Consider the following 14,990-nt stretch of genomic DNA (forward strand, 5'->3'; position numbering starts at 1 on the left):
GGGGAACATTTGGCCACATGAAAGCAATTCTCGCAATAGTATATATTTCAATATTATTATTACTTATAGTTGCGCATATATTTCCAAGCGTACATGCCCAGGCTAATCAAGATAAGCCAGTCATTCCTGTTTTTGGTGATCCAAAGGGCATTCAGGACAGGCCAGAGAGCTTCCCTGAGAAAATCCAGTTCCTGGCAACTGACGCCTATCCGCCCTTCGTCTTTCGCGATGCCACTGGCCGTCTCACAGGTTTCAACGTCGATCTCTCAAGAGCTATTTGCCTTGAGCTCGGCAGCTCCTGTTCTCTGAGGATCAAAGAATTTGACGCACTTGTGCCAGCACTGGAGGAAGGCGAAGGCGATGCAATCATCTCCGGGCTGGGGCCCTCCACAGCCTTGAGCGACACAGTGCAGTTTTCGCCGGATTATCTTAAACTCCCCGCACGCTTTATTGTCAGGCGCGATGGCGCCTCCACCTTCGATGAAAACGCACTTGCCGGCGTCAGGATTTCTGTCGCAGCGGGCTCCCGCCATGAAGCCTTTGCCTTGAAATTCTTCCCCAGCGCGCTTTTACAATCCTATCAAACGGCCACGGAAGCGCGCAAAGCCGTCAAGGATGGAACGGCCGACGCCCATTTTGGCGATGGCCTATCACTCGCCTTCTGGCTGAACAGCGAAACCTCGCAGGATTGTTGTTCTTTCTCCGGAGGACCGTGGTTGGAACCTGGATATTTCGATACAGGCTTGTCGATCGCCGTTCGCAAGCAAGACATTGAACGCGCAGAAGCCATTGAATATGCATTGAGGCTTCTGGTTCAAAAAGGCACCTTCCGTGAACTCTATTTGCGCTATTTCCCGCTGAGCTTTTACTGAGCGGTATTCACTTGCCGTCAGAGGATTTACGGCGTCTGCGCATTTCGAGAGGTCGAAACGGCAATGCCAAGCTCCAATGAAACTTGCGCGCACCAACAGCCATATCCTTTGACAGGCCAACTGTCATGCCGAGATGTCCCTTGGCAGGCTGTTGAGTATAGGTGTTGAAAATTCTGTCCCATATGGAAAGGTTGAAGCCGTAGTTGGAATCTGTTTCACACGGTTCTGCTGAATGATGGACCCGGTGCATATCCGGGGTCACAATGCCCCAACGCAAGACACGGTCCAGCCCCTTGGGCAAGGAGGCGTTGGCGTGATTGAACATAGCTGCACCATTCAAGACAATCTCGAACACCAGCACTGCCTCCACTGGCGCGCCCAACAGAACGATCACAAGTGCCTTCCAAACAAAAGACAACAAGATCTCAAATGGATGAAATCTGAGCGCTGTCGTGACGTCCATGTCTCCATCAGCGTGATGAACCTGGTGCAAGCGCCAAAGCAACGGAACCTTGTGCGCCGCCCAATGCTGAAACCAGACGGCAAGATCAAGGATCAGAAATGCCAAGACTGCTGCGCTCCAACCGTGCCAACCAACCCAATTTAAAACACCAAACCCTTGCGACTGCGCCCAATAGGCAAGGCCAACACCGCCGATGGGGAAGATCAGGCGAACAAGGACTGCATCAAGAACCACGATGCCCCAATTGGTCGGCCAGCGAGAGACACGATCAACAGAGAGCTCGCGATAAGGCAGCAGAAGCTCAATGCAAGCCATTACGGTAAATATACTGAGAAAAAAGACCAGCCGAAGCGTTCCAACATCCAATTCTGCCACCTGTCGGTCCTTTTCCGTTGATTGACCCTGTTCCTGTGCCTCGTTACTTGCCCCGGTCGCGCTCGCGGTGCGCCTGCCATTGCAGTCGAGAACGAAACATACTACGCCAGACAATCATACAAGATATCAAGATGGCTTTCCGCCGACCCATTTGCCCATACGGATGACCTCACCATGACTGACTACCTTTGGACGCGACCGGACAGCGATCCAGTGGCAACCCTACTGCTTGCCCATGGAGCCGGAGCGACCATGGATTCAGCGTTCATGACACGGCTGGCAACGTCTTTGGAAGCCGAAGGCATCGCGGTGGCGCGTTTCGAGTTCGCCTATATGGCCGCCCGCCGGACCGGAGGCGCAAAACGCCCGCCCCCTAAGGCGGATAAACTGATCGGTGAATTCCAAACGGCTCTGCAAGGCATCCTCAAGGATACCCCGGGTCCGATTTTGGTTGGTGGTAAATCCATGGGTGGACGTGTTGCAGCCATGCTTGCTGGAGGCTCATCCCTGCCCCCCCGCGTTCTTGGCGTTACCTGTTTTGGCTTTCCATTCCACCCGGATGGAAAACCTGAGGGAGAATGGCGCCTTGCCCCCCTTCAAGAGTCAAAACGTCCAATCCAGCTTCTGCAGGGTGATCGTGATCCCTTTGGTTCAAAGAAAGAGCTCGACGGGATCACTCTGCCCGATCATGTGGCCATTCACTATCTGGAAGACGGCAACCATGACTTTGGCCCAAGAGGAAAATCACCAGCAACGCTTGCCAGCAACATCCAGGACGCTGCGAAAGCGACTGCGACCTTCGCAAGGAAGTTGACAGGTGCCTGAGGCACGGATCTAGAAAAGCCCGCCATTGTTGAATCTGCTGCTTCAACAATGGCGGACAAATTCACTTATCGTTTTAACGCGTCAGAGTACTTTCACACGTTTTATCAGGATATAACGTGAAATGATCTACTTCAGCAAAATGTAGCTGACTGGATTATCTGGACAGGTCGCAAACCCGCATTCAACGACGGTGCTTGCAAAATTCAGCCCTGCCAGACCAATCACACTGGCAACGGCAATGCTGCCGATAACGGAAACACGCAGCACTGTTGCTTTCGTTTCAACAGCAGCATCATTTTCCGGCGACCTGAACAACAGCATTACAGCGCAAGCGACAATCCCGCCCAAGAAGATAATCAGGGACCAAGTGTACATATGGAGTCCCATAACTGTTGACCCGTATCCGCCATCACCTGGAACGATGTGAAGCAGAACCTGTCGTACAGCGAAGCCAGCTCCCACGATAGCGGCCAGAATTGTGATCCCGTAGTGAGCGGACTTTGGCCCTTTGCAGATATTCAGAACAGGCCCAACTGCCAACAGCAGAAAGCCTGCCCGCTGCAGCAAGCACAAGGGACAGGGAAGTTCGCCGCCAAGGATCTGAAAAAGAAAAGCCACTGCCAGAGTGACCGAGATGCCCAATAGCCCAAAGGCATTCAAGAGCAATTCATTGCGTTGAGAAATCACGGCGCGCCTCAAAATGACAGGGGAAGGGTATCAGTTGCATGATGCAAGTACACGAGAACAGCCACAACAAACGTTGCTGCTGTCAAAACGCTGGCCCCGCGCAAGGAGCCATAAGCTGCCCAGATCAACGTCACCATGAGCATCAGAAATAATAAACTCAAATACATGCCTAGCCTCGAAATTATACTTCAACGGACGTAAGCTTTCGCAGATACAGGTAAATTTTAAATCAACGAGAACGGCCCTCGTCACCTAAGTGCCGAGAGCCGTTGAGATAAGACGAGAATAATTGGTTTTATTCTGCAGGCGTGATCGCGGTGGAATGGGTATCTGGACCGCCGTCATTATGCGCCTTGCGCTGCAGTATCAGACTGGAAATATCGTCACCGACCTTCAAGAGCGAGGGCACCAAAACCAGCACAAGAACGGTCGCGGTCGCCAGACCGAAGACAATGGTAATCGCCATTGGCAGCAGGAACTGGGCCTGAAGACTGGTCTCGAACATCAACGGTAAAAGCCCACCGACCGTTGTAAGAGACGTCAGAAACACCGCGCGCAGGCGATCACAGCTGGATCGGATCGCGGCCTCTGTCAGGTCCTCCCCCGTTGCACGCCTTTCTTCAAAGCGAGCCACCAGAATGATCGAGTTATTGACCAGAATTCCCGCCAACCCAAGCAGCCCGATCAGACTCAAGATGGTCACGCTGAAGCCCATCAGATAGTGCCCCGTGATCGCACCAACGATCCCGAATGGAATGATCGACATCACAACAATCGGGCGCGAATAACTGGCAAAGATCGCAGCCAAAATGATGTAAATTGCAACAACGGCCATCGCCACGCCCGTCATGAGATCGTTAAATGCGGTCGACTGCTCCTCGGCCTTGCCCGCGAAGGAATAAGTCAGCCCGTATTTATCAGCCAGATTGGGCAAGAATTTTTTGCTCAATTCCTGAACGATCTCATTGTTCGAGGTCACTTTAGCATCAACATCGGCGACCACGGTCACAACCGTTTTCCCGTCGCGGCGCAAAATGACAGAAAAGCCCTGTGCATCCGTCAGCTTTACGACCTCAGTCAAAGGTACGAACTCGCCGGCATCAGTGCGTAGGGACAAGCGCCGTAAGGTCTCACTGCCGCCGGTAGCCAGGTCCTGGCGGACGCGGAGTGTCACCTCTTCATCGCCTTCGGCAAACCGTCGGGCAATCATGCCTTGAAATGCATTGCGAATCTGGCGCGCTGCGCTTTCTACTGTGAACCCAAGCGCACGGCCACGTGGGGTCAGCTCCATCAAAAGCTCTGGCTTTCCATAGGGCAAGTCGTCGGTCACGCCGCTAGTGCCCGGATATCCCGACAACTCTTCCTGCAATTCAAGCGCTGCAAACTTCAATTCCTGCAGCGATGCTCCAGACAAGCGGATGTCCAGATCTCGGCCCGGAGGGCCACCGCGTCGCTCTGCGATAGCCACACGTGAAGTGCCCGGAATTTCCGGAACAGCTTTTCTCCATGCGCGAACGATTTCAGGTGTGCGAACGGTTCGCTCTTCTGAAGGGGTCAATTGCACATTGATGCTGGCAACATTGTCTCCACGGTTGTTGCCGCTCTGTCCCAGTGTGACATAGCTCGCCAATACCAGATCTTCTCCCGTTCTCTCAAAGATCTCAGCCTCAGCTTGCCTAAGGGCAGCCTCGATGCGGTCAACAGCCGCGATGGCATCGGCTTCGGGAATTCCAGCATGGAAGAAAATCGACGCAGACAGATTTTCCGCCTCTGGGGACGGAAAGAAGGTGAATCCAACACGGCCACCGCGCAAGAGGCCTGCTGTCAGTATCAAACAAGCCACAGCAAGAGCAAGTGTGACATAGCGCCAATTCACGGCAAGCCTGATCACGCTGTGGAACGGGTAATCACGCACCCAGTCAAAACCGGCATCGAAGTTCTGCCGGAACCAACCAGGTTTTCCGTCAGAGTTTCTATTATGCTTGCGCCTGCGAAGCTGCTGCAACAGAGCCTCGACAAGCACAGCGGCAGCGAAACAAAGGAGAATGAGAACACTCTCGAAGCCAATGGTGCCAAGCGCTTCGCGCATTGAACGAAGAGGTACAGCGAAGGCATCAAGATAGGGTGGAACCGAAAGATCCGGGCGACTTGCAAGTCCTGACAGAAACAACGCTGGCGCACCGGCGAGGATTATCACGCGCCACCAGGTCCAGCCCGAACGACTTCCCAGGGAATGCGCTAGATGACCGGGAAGGATGAAGAAACATTCGATCAAGGATGCGATGACAACGGCAATCACCACAATCGGCAGCGTTCCCATGATCTGGCCCAAGACATCGCTGATGAGCAAGATCGGCAGGAAGGCCGCAACAGTTGTTGCACCAGCGGCAATAACCGGCGCGAACATGGTGTTGGCACCATTTATCGCGGCCTCTTCTGGCGTATCTCCAAGCGCAAGACGCGTGGCTGTATGCTCGCCCACCACAATAGCATCATCAACGATCACGCCCAACATCATGATCAAAGCAAACATGGAGATCATGTTGATGCTCTCACCCGCCATCCACATGATGCCAAGCGTCGCCATCATTGCAACCGGGATTCCTAGTGCAACCCAAAGCGCGATACGAGCGTTGAGAAACAAGAACAGTATCCCAACAACCAAAATAAGACCCGACAATCCATTTTCCAAAAGGAGTGCAATACGGCCTTTCACCGCATCGGCCCTAACGTCATACTTCAGAATTTCCAGCGTAGGTGGCAACTGCAGCCGAATTTCCTTGAGATAATCATCAAGAATGGCGGCAGCCTTCAAGGTATCGGTTGTTTCCACACGCTGAACTTCAATCTCAATGGCTCTGGTGCCATCAGAGAAGCCCTGTAAAGCGCCATCATCGAAATCACGATAGACACGCCCGATGTCAGCAATCGTGGTTTTTTCACCAGACGCCAAAGACTGAACCTCAATCCGCCCGATGCTCTCCGGCGTTTTCGTCTCAACCATAGCGCGGATCTGCCGCTCAACAGTACCGTCAAGGTTGCCTGCAGGAACATTCACCGTGTTGTCGGAAACCAGCCCGGCCACTTTCGCAACGGTCAGATCAAGACGCCTTAGCTCTCGTTCCGGAATTTCGACAACGAACTCAGGTGCACGAAACCCGCCCAAGCTAACCTTGTCGATGCCACGCTCCAGCAAATCATCCCGAATTTGTCTGGCGAAAACTTTCAGTGCCTGTTCGGAGAATGGTCCGCGAATCGCCAGCGTCGCCACGCTGTCGGTAAAGGTTGAGGCTGTAATGACAGGGGTTTCTGAATCCTCCGGCAAGGTTGTCACATTCGCAACAGCCTTCTCAACATCGGACAATGCGGTTTGCATATCAGAGCCATCAACAAACTCGAGCATCGCAGTCGCCGCACCTTCGCGACCATAAGAAACGATCTCATCCAGACCGTCGATAAAGCGAAGTTCCGGTTCGATGACTTCCAGAATATTGGAGGTCACATCCTCAGCACTGGCACCTGGCCAGTTGATTGACACAGTAACGCGATCTGTTTTGACAGTGGGAAAGAATTGCGTGTTCAATTTCGACAGACCAAAAGCGCCAAACAGGATCATGACAACCATGATCAAATTGGCAGCATTGGGATGGCGAACGACGGTTTGCAGGAAACCTAGGGGCTCTGCTCTGAGTGGCATATCCAGTTCCCCTAATTGCTTGCAGAAGCAGGTGGGGCAGCAGCAGCTTTCGCATCGCCTCCGACCGGACGAACAAGAAGCCCGGTTCCAGCTTCTGGGATTCGGGTCGCCAATATGGTCTCACCATCCTTCAGGTCGCCCTGGACGATAATGTAGCCATTATCAAAGGCAAGTGGCTTGACCTGGCGTTCGGCGAGCCGACTCTCGCTGTCGACAACATAGACCAACCCATCCCCATAAAACGCTGTTTCAGGGATTCTAAAGCTGCCCGAATAAGTCTTATCAGGAACACTTACTTCAACAAACGCACCCGGCCTTAGAGGCGTTTTTTCTGGTGTTACGGAAATCCGGGCAAAGACATCAACCCCGCCGCGACTGCTAGCAACATCAGCCCCCACCCGGTCAACCACAGCCATATATGTCAGTGGCTGATTGCCCAAATACCACATGACTTCGACGGGTCGTCCGACCACAGTTCCATTTTCCGCAACAAGACGGCCGTACTGATTGTCTGACAGCGTGAAGCGAACTTCGAGCTCATCCCGACTATAAATGGAAGCCACAACGTCGTTGGCATTTGTGAGACGTCCAATCTGAGCGCCTTCTGTGCGCACGACTGCATCGAAGGGCGCTTTCAAAACTGTATTAGCGAGCTTGCGGCGAGCATCTTCCAAACGCCAATTCAAGCGTTCAATCACGGCCTCTTGTTGCTCGACGTTCGCCTGTTCAAGCGCAAGTGCGTTGAGCCGCTGCTCCATGATCTGCTGGCGTTGCGAAACGAGCAATTTGCGGTCATCAGCCGTCCGTTCCGTGACAGAGCCCCGCTTCAGCAAGTCCTGTGCACGCTCAAGATCCTTTTGAGCGAATTCCAACTGCTCACGTGCGCGGACAACATTGGCCTTTTCCAACTCGACGCGGCCGCGATTTTCAATCAAACCGGCCTTCGCTTCAGCCAAGTTTGCCTCAGCTTCTGTCAGCGCGCCTTCATATTCAAACCGATCAATGGAGACGAGCACGTCTCCCTTTGAGACAATCCCACCTGCCTTGAGCTGATCACTTACGGAGACAACTTCTCCGGCAACGAGTGAACGCAAGTCCACTTGGCGGCCAGCTGTGACCTCACCGTAAACATTGATAAGCGGCGTATAGTCCTTCTGCGCCACAGCCTCAGTTTCAACCGCGTAAGACTTCTCGGTAATTGGGCGCTTGGGGACCTCTGGCTTTGTATTTACCAAATAATCCATACCCTTGAAGGCCACAAACAGCACAACGAGAGCCAGAACAGCCTGAAGAATTGCCTTTGCCACCAATCTGGCGCGACCAACAGCAGTTTTTTGAGCAGGCAGCTCTCCATAATCCACGGGCGCCTTGTTCTCGCTGTCGGTAGGTTCAACGGACTGCAACATAGAGTTCCCTCAAATCAAACACGTATCATCTACGGTTCACGGAGCCTGCTGGCTCACCTTGCACCGCACAATATACCATAGTCTGATATTCAACGGTTATGCGCCGTTGGCAAGTAGGTATTTGTAACGAACCGTCGCAAGATGAAGCCTAGATACACATGGAAACAAAAGCTTACCCAAGATGCGGCACCTCAAGTCGCGTCGAATTCGTAGATTGCGCTGCAAAACTCGCATTTCACGACAATCTTGTCGTCGACCTTCATCTGCTCGACTTCTTCCGCGCTGAAGTTCGACATAATCCCAGCAACCCGATCCCGGGAGCAACGACATTTGTCAGAGATCCCTTGAGGATCAAAGAGCCTCACGCCACGTTCATGGAACAAGCGGAACAAAAGCTGCTCGACGGTAATTTCAGGATCCGTAAGCTCCACATCCTTGACTGTTTCGACAAGTGCACGGGCTTCAACCCATGCATCGTCAATATCAAACTCATGGGGCCTAGCGCCCTTGGGCGCATCACCAGGGTCAAGATCAGCCTGTCGCATACGCTCAGGGGCCTCTGGCAGAAACTGCACCATGATGCCGCCTGCCGTCCAACGGTGGTTTGGGGCACTGCCGTCAGTGCGAGTGAAAAGCTCGCCAACAGCGAGGCGAACTTCAGTCGGGATCTGCTCGGATCTGGCAAAATAGCGCCGCGCCACCTCTTCAAGCGATATGCCGTCAAGTTCAACCAGCCCCTGGTAGCGCTGCATGTGCTTGCCCTGATCAATCGTCATGGCCAGATGCCCCCGGCCAAGAAGCTCTTCGGGACGGGCATGCCCGGCTTCGACCAAGACATCAACCTTGGCCTCATCAAAGCTTGCATAAGCGCGAATTGCATCTGGCGAAACGAAATCAACCACAAGCATCGACACCGGACCATCCGTCTGTGTCTGCAGGGTAAACCTGCCTTCAAACTTCAGGGAGGTGCCGAGCAGACTTGTCAGAACAATCGCTTCTGCAAGAAGGCGTGAGACCGGCTCAGGATATCCATGACGTTCCAAAATGGCGTCGACGACGGGTCCAAGCGTCACCGCGCGGCCACGAACATCCAGCCCTTCGACAGCAAACGGGCGCACCGCATCCTGCCCGGCAGGGGTTACGCCGAATTCCTCAAGATCTAATGCCAAGTTCTTACGCCTTTCACACAGCGTCAAAACACCAGGCAAGAATGCCCTTTTGTGCGTGTAGACGATTTTCTGCGCCGTCAAAAACCACTGAGTTCGGACCATCCATAACTTCAGTGCTCACTTCTTCGCCGCGGTGCGCGGGCAAACAATGCATGAAGAGTGCCTTGTCATTGGCTTCCGACATCAAACGCTGGTTGACCTGATAGGCACCAAGCAGATTGTGCCGCGTTGTGTCATCGTCGTCGCCCATGGAAACCCAACAATCTGTCACCACACAATCGGTGCCTTTGACCGCTTCAAATGGATCGTCAGTCACAACGATCGACGCCCCTTCTGCGCGCGCCTTCTCAATCAGATCGGTTGGCGGGGCCAATTCCGAAGGTGTTGCAATGCGCAGTTCAAAGTCGAGGCGCGGAGCCGCATGCACCCAGGACGCCAGCACATTGTTGCTGTCGCCGCTCCAGGCAATCGACTTGCCTTTGATTGAGCCACGATGCTCTTCAAACGTCAAAAGATCTGCCATGATCTGACAAGGATGAGACACTTTGGTCAAACCATTGATAACAGGAATGGTCGCATTGGCCGCAAGTTCTGTCAGATCGTCATGACTCAGGATCCGGATCATAACCGCATCAACAAATCGCGACAGAACCTTGGCTGTGTCCGCGATTGTCTCGCCCCGCCCGAGCTGCATTTCTGCACCCGTGAGCATCAAGGTTTCGCCGCCAAGCTCGCGCATGCCAACGTCAAAGGAAATACGTGTACGGGTCGATGGCTGCTCAAAAATCATCGCCAGGACTTTACCCGCCAAAGGCCCCTCGCCCCGACGAATACCATTGCGGTCTTTTTTAAGACGCTTGCTGACGTCTAGAATGTGGCGCAGTTCGTCTCCGCCAAATTCGGTCAGATCCAGAAAATTCCGCGACATACCGGTGCTGGTCATTCTGCCGCCCCTTCAAGTTTCAATGTTTGTTCAAGTGACGTGGCAGCGGCCTCGAGCCGCTTAACAGCCTCTGCAATCTCTTCATCCGAGATCGTCAGCGGAGGCATGATCCGCACCACATTATCGCCAGCGGGGATCGCCAGAAGCCCTTGTTCGCGTGCCATTGCGACGAAATCTCCAGCGGGTACAACGCACTTCAGACCGAGCATCAAACCAGAACCGCGCACTTCCTCCAGGACATCAGGATGCCCATCGACGAGACCGGCCAGCTTCTGCTTGAAGTTGAGACCCTTCGACTTCACCGTATCCAGGAATTCATCGGCCAGGATCACATCAAGCACTGCATTGCCGACAGCCATCGCAAGAGGATTACCGCCGAAGGTCGTGCCGTGCGTTCCAGGCACCATGCCCGACGAGGCCTCTTCCGTTGCGAGACACGCACCCATTGGGAAACCGCCGCCGATGCCCTTGGCAACCGCCATGATGTCCGGCATCACACCGGACCATTCATGCGCAAACAACTTACCTGTCCGACCAACACCCGTTTGGATTTCGTCAAAGATCAGCAAGATGCCTTCATCGTCGCAGAGCTTACGAAGCTGACGTAAAAACTCAGTTGGGATCTCGCGGATGCCGCCTTCACCTTGGATTGGTTCAATTGCAATGGCTGCTGTTTGCGGACCAACGATCTCTTTTAAGGCCTCCAGATCACCAGCTGGAACCTGGTCAAAACCAGGAGCCTTTGGGCCAAAACCCTCCATATACTTTGCCTGACCACCAGCTGCGATTGTCGCGATGGTCCGCCCATGGAAAGCACCTTCAAAGGTCACGATGTGATATCGATCAGGGTGTCCCTTGTCATACTGATAGCGGCGCGCGGTTTTGATCGCAGCTTCCATCGCCTCAGCCCCAGAGTTTGTAAAGAACACACGATCCGCAAACGTTGCCTCAGCCAGGCGACTTCCGAGACGGTTTCCCCCCGGAGGACTGTGCAGATTGGACGTGTGCCAAAGCTTTTCAGCCTGAGCCTTCAGCGCCTCGACCAGATGCGGATGACTATGCCCAAGCGCGTTGACGGCAATCCCGGATCCGCAGTCCAGAAATCGTCGGCCATCACTCGCTACCAGCCAGACACCTTCACCATGATCGAATTCCAGGCCCGATCTTGCGTAAGTTCCAAACAGCGCAGACGCCGACATTTCCTTAAACTCCCGTGGAGAGAAAAACCTTTATGCCATGCGCTGTTTATTCCGGAACCTGACCAATAAAGGCCCTAAAACGAAACATGCCGCCCGGAAAAGGCGGCACGCGCATGTCATAAAAGCTTATACACCTGTTCCCCGGCTCGCTGTCAATGCAATTGGCAGGTTTCAGCCAATTGCATTCGCACATAGGCAAATTGGCTATTCTGGGGAAAAGCTGGTTCATCCCCATCTGAATCCCCCCGAAACCTTGCCTCAACTTTCACCGATATTGTAATGTCCGATGAGTAAAGCACGACATGTCGTGTAGCAAATCACTTTATGGCACTAAATATGCCACTACTGGCACGCATGAGTGTGCCTTAACACTTGGTTAATGCTTCGTGGTTTTTCGCCACTGAACATACGGGGTGCGGCAAAATGAGTTGGACGAATGAACGCGTGGAGCTTTTGTCAAAGCTCTGGGCCGAAGGCCATAGCGCAAGTCAGATTGCGGGCGAACTCGGCGGCGTGACACGCAATGCAGTTATCGGAAAAGTTCATCGCCTTGGGCTTTCGGGCCGTGCAAAGGCACCATCGCCTGCATCCAAGCCGCGTCGGCCACGCGCGGGCTCGGCTGCACCTGCATCACCAGGAAGAACAGGTACACCGCAACCACAGTCTCAGGGTGCAACTGCCTTGAAGATGGAAAGTGCACCTGCTCCTGTTGCAAAGCCAGAGCCGGAAATCGAGCTTATTGCTGAGCTGGTACCGATGTCAGAACGTGCAACGATACTGTCGTTGACAGAACGGACTTGCAAATGGCCAATCGGAGATCCGAGCACCGACGATTTCTATTTCTGCGGTCGGGTTTCAGATGCAAACGTTCCTTATTGCGCCCATCATTGCAAAATTGCTTATCAACCTGTGAGTGATCGGCGACGCAATAATAACAATAAGCCGTTGGCTGTTTCCGCCCCAATTGCTGCTGCACGCGCTTCCTAGAGCTTTGCAGTTTTAAGGCGATCAGAGATTAAAAAAGCCCGCCGAATTCGGCGGGCTTTTTATTTGGCAATAGCAAGATACTGAGGTTCAGGCCTCAGGCAAGGGCGAACTGATCGTTGAAGGCATAACCAGCACCGCGCACAGTGCGGATTGGGTCTTTCGCCTTGCCACGGTTCAACGCCTTGCGCAAACGCCCGACATGAACATCAACGGTCCGTTCATCCACATAGACATCGTGGCCCCAGACCCCATCAAGAAGCTGTTCACGAGAGAACACGCGCCCAGGCGACGTCATTAGGAATTCCAGAAGCCGAAACTCCGTTGGCCCCAGATGGATTTCCTTGGTGCTGCGCCGCACACGGTGAGTTTCCCGATCCAGCTCAATATCACCAGAACGCAGCATCGAAGATACAACTTCAGGATTTGCCCGGCGCAAGATGGCCCGGACCCGCGCCATCAGTTCCGGCACGGAGAATGGCTTGACCACATAGTCATCTGCCCCCGTAGACAAGCCACGAATACGCTCGGCTTCCTCGCCGCGAGCAGTCAGCATGATCACCGGCAAGCGTTCAGTCTCTTCGCGCATTCTCAGGCGCCGACATAGCTCAATGCCGGAAATGCCCGGCAGCATCCAATCAAGTAGCAACAAGTCAGGTACACTTTCACGGAGACGAACTTCAGCGTCGTCTCCGCGCATGCAGGAATCGACTGTGTAGCCTTCTGCTTCCAAATTGTATCTCAGCAACAGGCTGAGCGGCTCCTCGTCTTCAACGATGAGTACCTTAGGCATTCCAGTTTACTCCGAACCATTCCCGCCTGACGTACTGATATCAGGCGTCTTCTTTGTCCATGACACCCGTTTCGTCCATGCGTGGACGATCTTCGGTCAGGCGGTCACCTGTGACCATGTAGAAAACATTCTCTGCGATGTTGGTGGCATGATCGCCGATGCGCTCGATGTTCTTCGCGCAAAACAGAAGATGAGCGCACTGAGTGATATTGCGCGGATCTTCCATCATGTAGGTCAGCAACTCCCTGAACAACGAGGTGTAGATCGCATCAACTTCGCTATCCCGGTCCCGTACAAGACGAGCTTCTTCAGCATTCCGGCGGGTATAGGCATCCAGCACGTTTTTGAGCTGAGACAAAGCCAGCTCTGTCATGTGCTCAACACCGATTGACAGTGTTTTGGACTTAAGACCTGCATCCATCGCAATCACACGCTTGGCAACATTTTTCGCCATGTCGCCGACCCGTTCCAGATCGTTTGCAATACGGCCAGCAGCCATGATCTCACGAAGGTCCTGGCCCATCGGCTGACGTCGTGCGATCACCTGAACATTGCGCATTTCGATATCAAGCAGAAGCTCATCCAGCCTGGCATCCTTCAAGATGGTTTCCTGGGCAAGCTCCAGATCCTGCCTCATCAAAGCAGAAACCGCGTTGCTGACAATATCCTCGGCCAGGCCACCCATTTCGGCGATCAGACCAGCAATAGTGGTAAGTTCTTCGCCATATGCAGATACCGTATGTTCGGTCATCTCAGTTCCCTTTCCATACCCGTGTCAACAAAATCAGCCGAAGCGGCCCGTGATGTAATCCTGGGTGCGCTTGTCTTGCGGGTTGGTGAAAATATCCTGCGTCGCGCCCACTTCAACCAGATTTCCCATATGGAAGAAAGCTGTCTGTTGAGACACACGAGCCGCCTGCTGCATCGAATGGGTCACGATAACAATCGTAAAATTCGCCCGCAGTTCATCGATCAGCTCTTCCACCTTTGCAGTGGCAATCGGATCAAGTGCCGAGCACGGTTCATCCATCAGAATGACTTCCGGGCTTACCGCAATGGCACGCGCAATGCACAGGCGTTGCTGCTGGCCACCTGACAGCCCCGTTCCCGGTCCATCCAGACGATCTTTCACTTCGTTCCAAAGACCAGCTTTCTGCAAGCTGGATGCAACGACTTCGTCGAGCTCAGACTTTTTGCGTGTCAGACCATGGATCCGCGGCCCATAAGCAACATTGTCATAAATTGATTTTGGGAAAGGGTTCGGCTTCTGAAACACCATTCCAACCTTGGCGCGCAACTGCACCGGATCGACTTTCGGATCATAAATATCCTCATCATCAATCTTGATGTCGCCTTCAACGCGGCAAATATCAATTGTATCGTTCATCCGGTTCAGGCAACGCAGGAACGTGGATTTACCGCAACCGGACGGACCGATAAACGCCGTAACTGCACGTGCCTCGATGTCAACGCTGACATCCTTGATTGCGTGGGTATCACCGTAATAAACCTGCACTTTACTGGCAGAAATTTTCGTTTCAGTCATCTCGGCGGTCTCTATATCTCTAGGCATCTCA

Annotated in this window: 14 protein-coding genes; 3 read left to right on the top strand and 11 right to left on the bottom strand. The window is 53.5% G+C overall.

What is annotated here, in order from left to right; genetic code table 11:
- The first annotated feature begins 17 nt into the window (after positions 1-17).
- The gene (locus V6575_RS04685; protein WP_340272948.1) at positions 18-872 is read left to right on the top strand and encodes a transporter substrate-binding domain-containing protein; all 855 of its coding nucleotides are present in this window, start codon (positions 18-20) and stop codon (positions 870-872) included.
- Between the two features lie 7 nt (positions 873-879).
- Here the strand turns inward: V6575_RS04685 and V6575_RS04690 are convergent, their stop codons facing one another.
- Positions 880-1,650 carry a sterol desaturase family protein gene (locus V6575_RS04690; RefSeq protein WP_422785527.1) on the bottom strand — a complete coding sequence of 257 codons (771 nt, stop codon included), beginning with the start codon at positions 1,648-1,650 and terminating at the stop codon, positions 880-882.
- A 234-nt stretch (positions 1,651-1,884) separates the two neighbouring features.
- Here V6575_RS04690 and V6575_RS04695 point away from each other — a divergent pair, with 234 nt between their 5' ends.
- Complete coding sequence (locus V6575_RS04695; RefSeq protein ID WP_340272952.1) at positions 1,885-2,535, top strand: alpha/beta family hydrolase; 651 nt, start codon at positions 1,885-1,887, stop codon at positions 2,533-2,535.
- A gap of 126 nt (positions 2,536-2,661) precedes the next feature.
- Here V6575_RS04695 and V6575_RS04700 read toward each other — a convergent pair whose 3' ends face one another.
- The 7 genes from V6575_RS04700 to V6575_RS04725 all read right to left on the bottom strand — a co-directional run bounded on the left by V6575_RS04700 (position 2,662) and on the right by V6575_RS04725 (position 11,636).
- On the bottom strand, positions 2,662-3,222 hold the full coding sequence (locus V6575_RS04700; RefSeq protein ID WP_340272953.1) for a disulfide bond formation protein B: 561 nt from the start codon (positions 3,220-3,222) through the stop codon (positions 2,662-2,664).
- An 8-nt stretch (positions 3,223-3,230) separates the two neighbouring features.
- Positions 3,231-3,389: a DUF5993 family protein gene (locus V6575_RS23305; protein WP_422785518.1), complete on the bottom strand. Its 159-nt coding sequence runs from the start codon at positions 3,387-3,389 to the stop codon at positions 3,231-3,233.
- 128 nt (positions 3,390-3,517) lie between these two features.
- Positions 3,518-6,919: an efflux RND transporter permease subunit gene (locus V6575_RS04705; RefSeq protein WP_340272954.1), complete on the bottom strand. Its 3,402-nt coding sequence runs from the start codon at positions 6,917-6,919 to the stop codon at positions 3,518-3,520.
- Between the two features lie 11 nt (positions 6,920-6,930).
- Complete coding sequence (locus tag V6575_RS04710; RefSeq protein WP_340272955.1) at positions 6,931-8,325, bottom strand: efflux RND transporter periplasmic adaptor subunit; 1,395 nt, start codon at positions 8,323-8,325, stop codon at positions 6,931-6,933.
- Positions 8,326-8,516: 191 nt separating this feature from the next.
- Positions 8,517-9,494 carry an Hsp33 family molecular chaperone gene (locus V6575_RS04715; RefSeq protein WP_340272956.1) on the bottom strand — a complete coding sequence of 326 codons (978 nt, stop codon included), beginning with the start codon at positions 9,492-9,494 and terminating at the stop codon, positions 8,517-8,519.
- A 13-nt stretch (positions 9,495-9,507) separates the two neighbouring features.
- Positions 9,508-10,437, bottom strand: a complete 930-nt coding sequence (gene argF / locus V6575_RS04720) for an ornithine carbamoyltransferase (protein WP_340272957.1) — start codon at positions 10,435-10,437, stop codon at positions 9,508-9,510.
- The gene (locus V6575_RS04725; RefSeq protein ID WP_340272958.1) at positions 10,434-11,636 is read right to left on the bottom strand and encodes an aspartate aminotransferase family protein; all 1,203 of its coding nucleotides are present in this window, start codon (positions 11,634-11,636) and stop codon (positions 10,434-10,436) included. Before V6575_RS04725 ends, argF begins: the two co-directional genes overlap by 4 nt.
- A gap of 423 nt (positions 11,637-12,059) precedes the next feature.
- On the opposite strand from V6575_RS04725, the gene V6575_RS04730 reads away from it, so the two are divergent.
- Positions 12,060-12,623, top strand: a complete 564-nt coding sequence (locus V6575_RS04730; RefSeq protein WP_340272959.1) for a GcrA family cell cycle regulator — start codon at positions 12,060-12,062, stop codon at positions 12,621-12,623.
- Between the two features lie 94 nt (positions 12,624-12,717).
- On the opposite strand, the gene phoB is transcribed toward V6575_RS04730, so the two are convergent.
- The 3 genes from phoB to pstB are packed head-to-tail and all read right to left on the bottom strand — an operon-like array spanning position 12,718 to position 14,986.
- Complete coding sequence (phoB, locus tag V6575_RS04735) at positions 12,718-13,413, bottom strand: phosphate regulon transcriptional regulator PhoB (RefSeq protein WP_340272961.1); 696 nt, start codon at positions 13,411-13,413, stop codon at positions 12,718-12,720.
- A 40-nt stretch (positions 13,414-13,453) separates the two neighbouring features.
- On the bottom strand, positions 13,454-14,164 hold the full coding sequence (phoU, locus tag V6575_RS04740; protein ID WP_340272962.1) for a phosphate signaling complex protein PhoU: 711 nt from the start codon (positions 14,162-14,164) through the stop codon (positions 13,454-13,456).
- A 33-nt stretch (positions 14,165-14,197) separates the two neighbouring features.
- Entirely contained in the window at positions 14,198-14,986 is a 789-nt protein-coding gene (gene pstB / locus V6575_RS04745) for a phosphate ABC transporter ATP-binding protein PstB (protein ID WP_422785528.1), read from the bottom strand.
- Between the last annotated feature and the right edge of the window lie 4 nt (positions 14,987-14,990).

Source organism: Roseibium algae, assembly GCF_037783265.1.
Taxonomy (GTDB): Bacteria; Pseudomonadota; Alphaproteobacteria; order Rhizobiales; family Stappiaceae; genus Roseibium; species Roseibium algae.

What these genes read in the sequence shown, in the direction of transcription:
- V6575_RS04695 (WP_340272952.1), top strand. Translation starts at nt 1,885, where the DNA reads ATGACTGACTACCTTTGGACGCGACCGGACAGCGATCCAGTGGCAACC.
- phoB (WP_340272961.1), bottom strand. Translation starts at nt 13,413, where the DNA reads ATGCCTAAGGTACTCATCGTTGAAGACGAGGAGCCGCTCAGCCTGTTG.
- V6575_RS04710 (WP_340272955.1), bottom strand. Translation starts at nt 8,325, where the DNA reads ATGTTGCAGTCCGTTGAACCTACCGACAGCGAGAACAAGGCGCCCGTG.
- V6575_RS23305 (WP_422785518.1), bottom strand. Translation starts at nt 3,389, where the DNA reads ATGTATTTGAGTTTATTATTTCTGATGCTCATGGTGACGTTGATCTGG.
- phoU (WP_340272962.1), bottom strand. Translation starts at nt 14,164, where the DNA reads ATGACCGAACATACGGTATCTGCATATGGCGAAGAACTTACCACTATT.
- pstB (WP_422785528.1), bottom strand. Translation starts at nt 14,986, where the DNA reads ATGCCTAGAGATATAGAGACCGCCGAGATGACTGAAACGAAAATTTCT.
- argF (WP_340272957.1), bottom strand. Translation starts at nt 10,437, where the DNA reads ATGACCAGCACCGGTATGTCGCGGAATTTTCTGGATCTGACCGAATTT.
- V6575_RS04725 (WP_340272958.1), bottom strand. Translation starts at nt 11,636, where the DNA reads ATGTCGGCGTCTGCGCTGTTTGGAACTTACGCAAGATCGGGCCTGGAA.
- V6575_RS04685 (WP_340272948.1), top strand. Translation starts at nt 18, where the DNA reads ATGAAAGCAATTCTCGCAATAGTATATATTTCAATATTATTATTACTT.
- V6575_RS04730 (WP_340272959.1), top strand. Translation starts at nt 12,060, where the DNA reads ATGAGTTGGACGAATGAACGCGTGGAGCTTTTGTCAAAGCTCTGGGCC.
- V6575_RS04690 (WP_422785527.1), bottom strand. Translation starts at nt 1,650, where the DNA reads ATGGCTTGCATTGAGCTTCTGCTGCCTTATCGCGAGCTCTCTGTTGAT.
- V6575_RS04705 (WP_340272954.1), bottom strand. Translation starts at nt 6,919, where the DNA reads ATGCCACTCAGAGCAGAGCCCCTAGGTTTCCTGCAAACCGTCGTTCGC.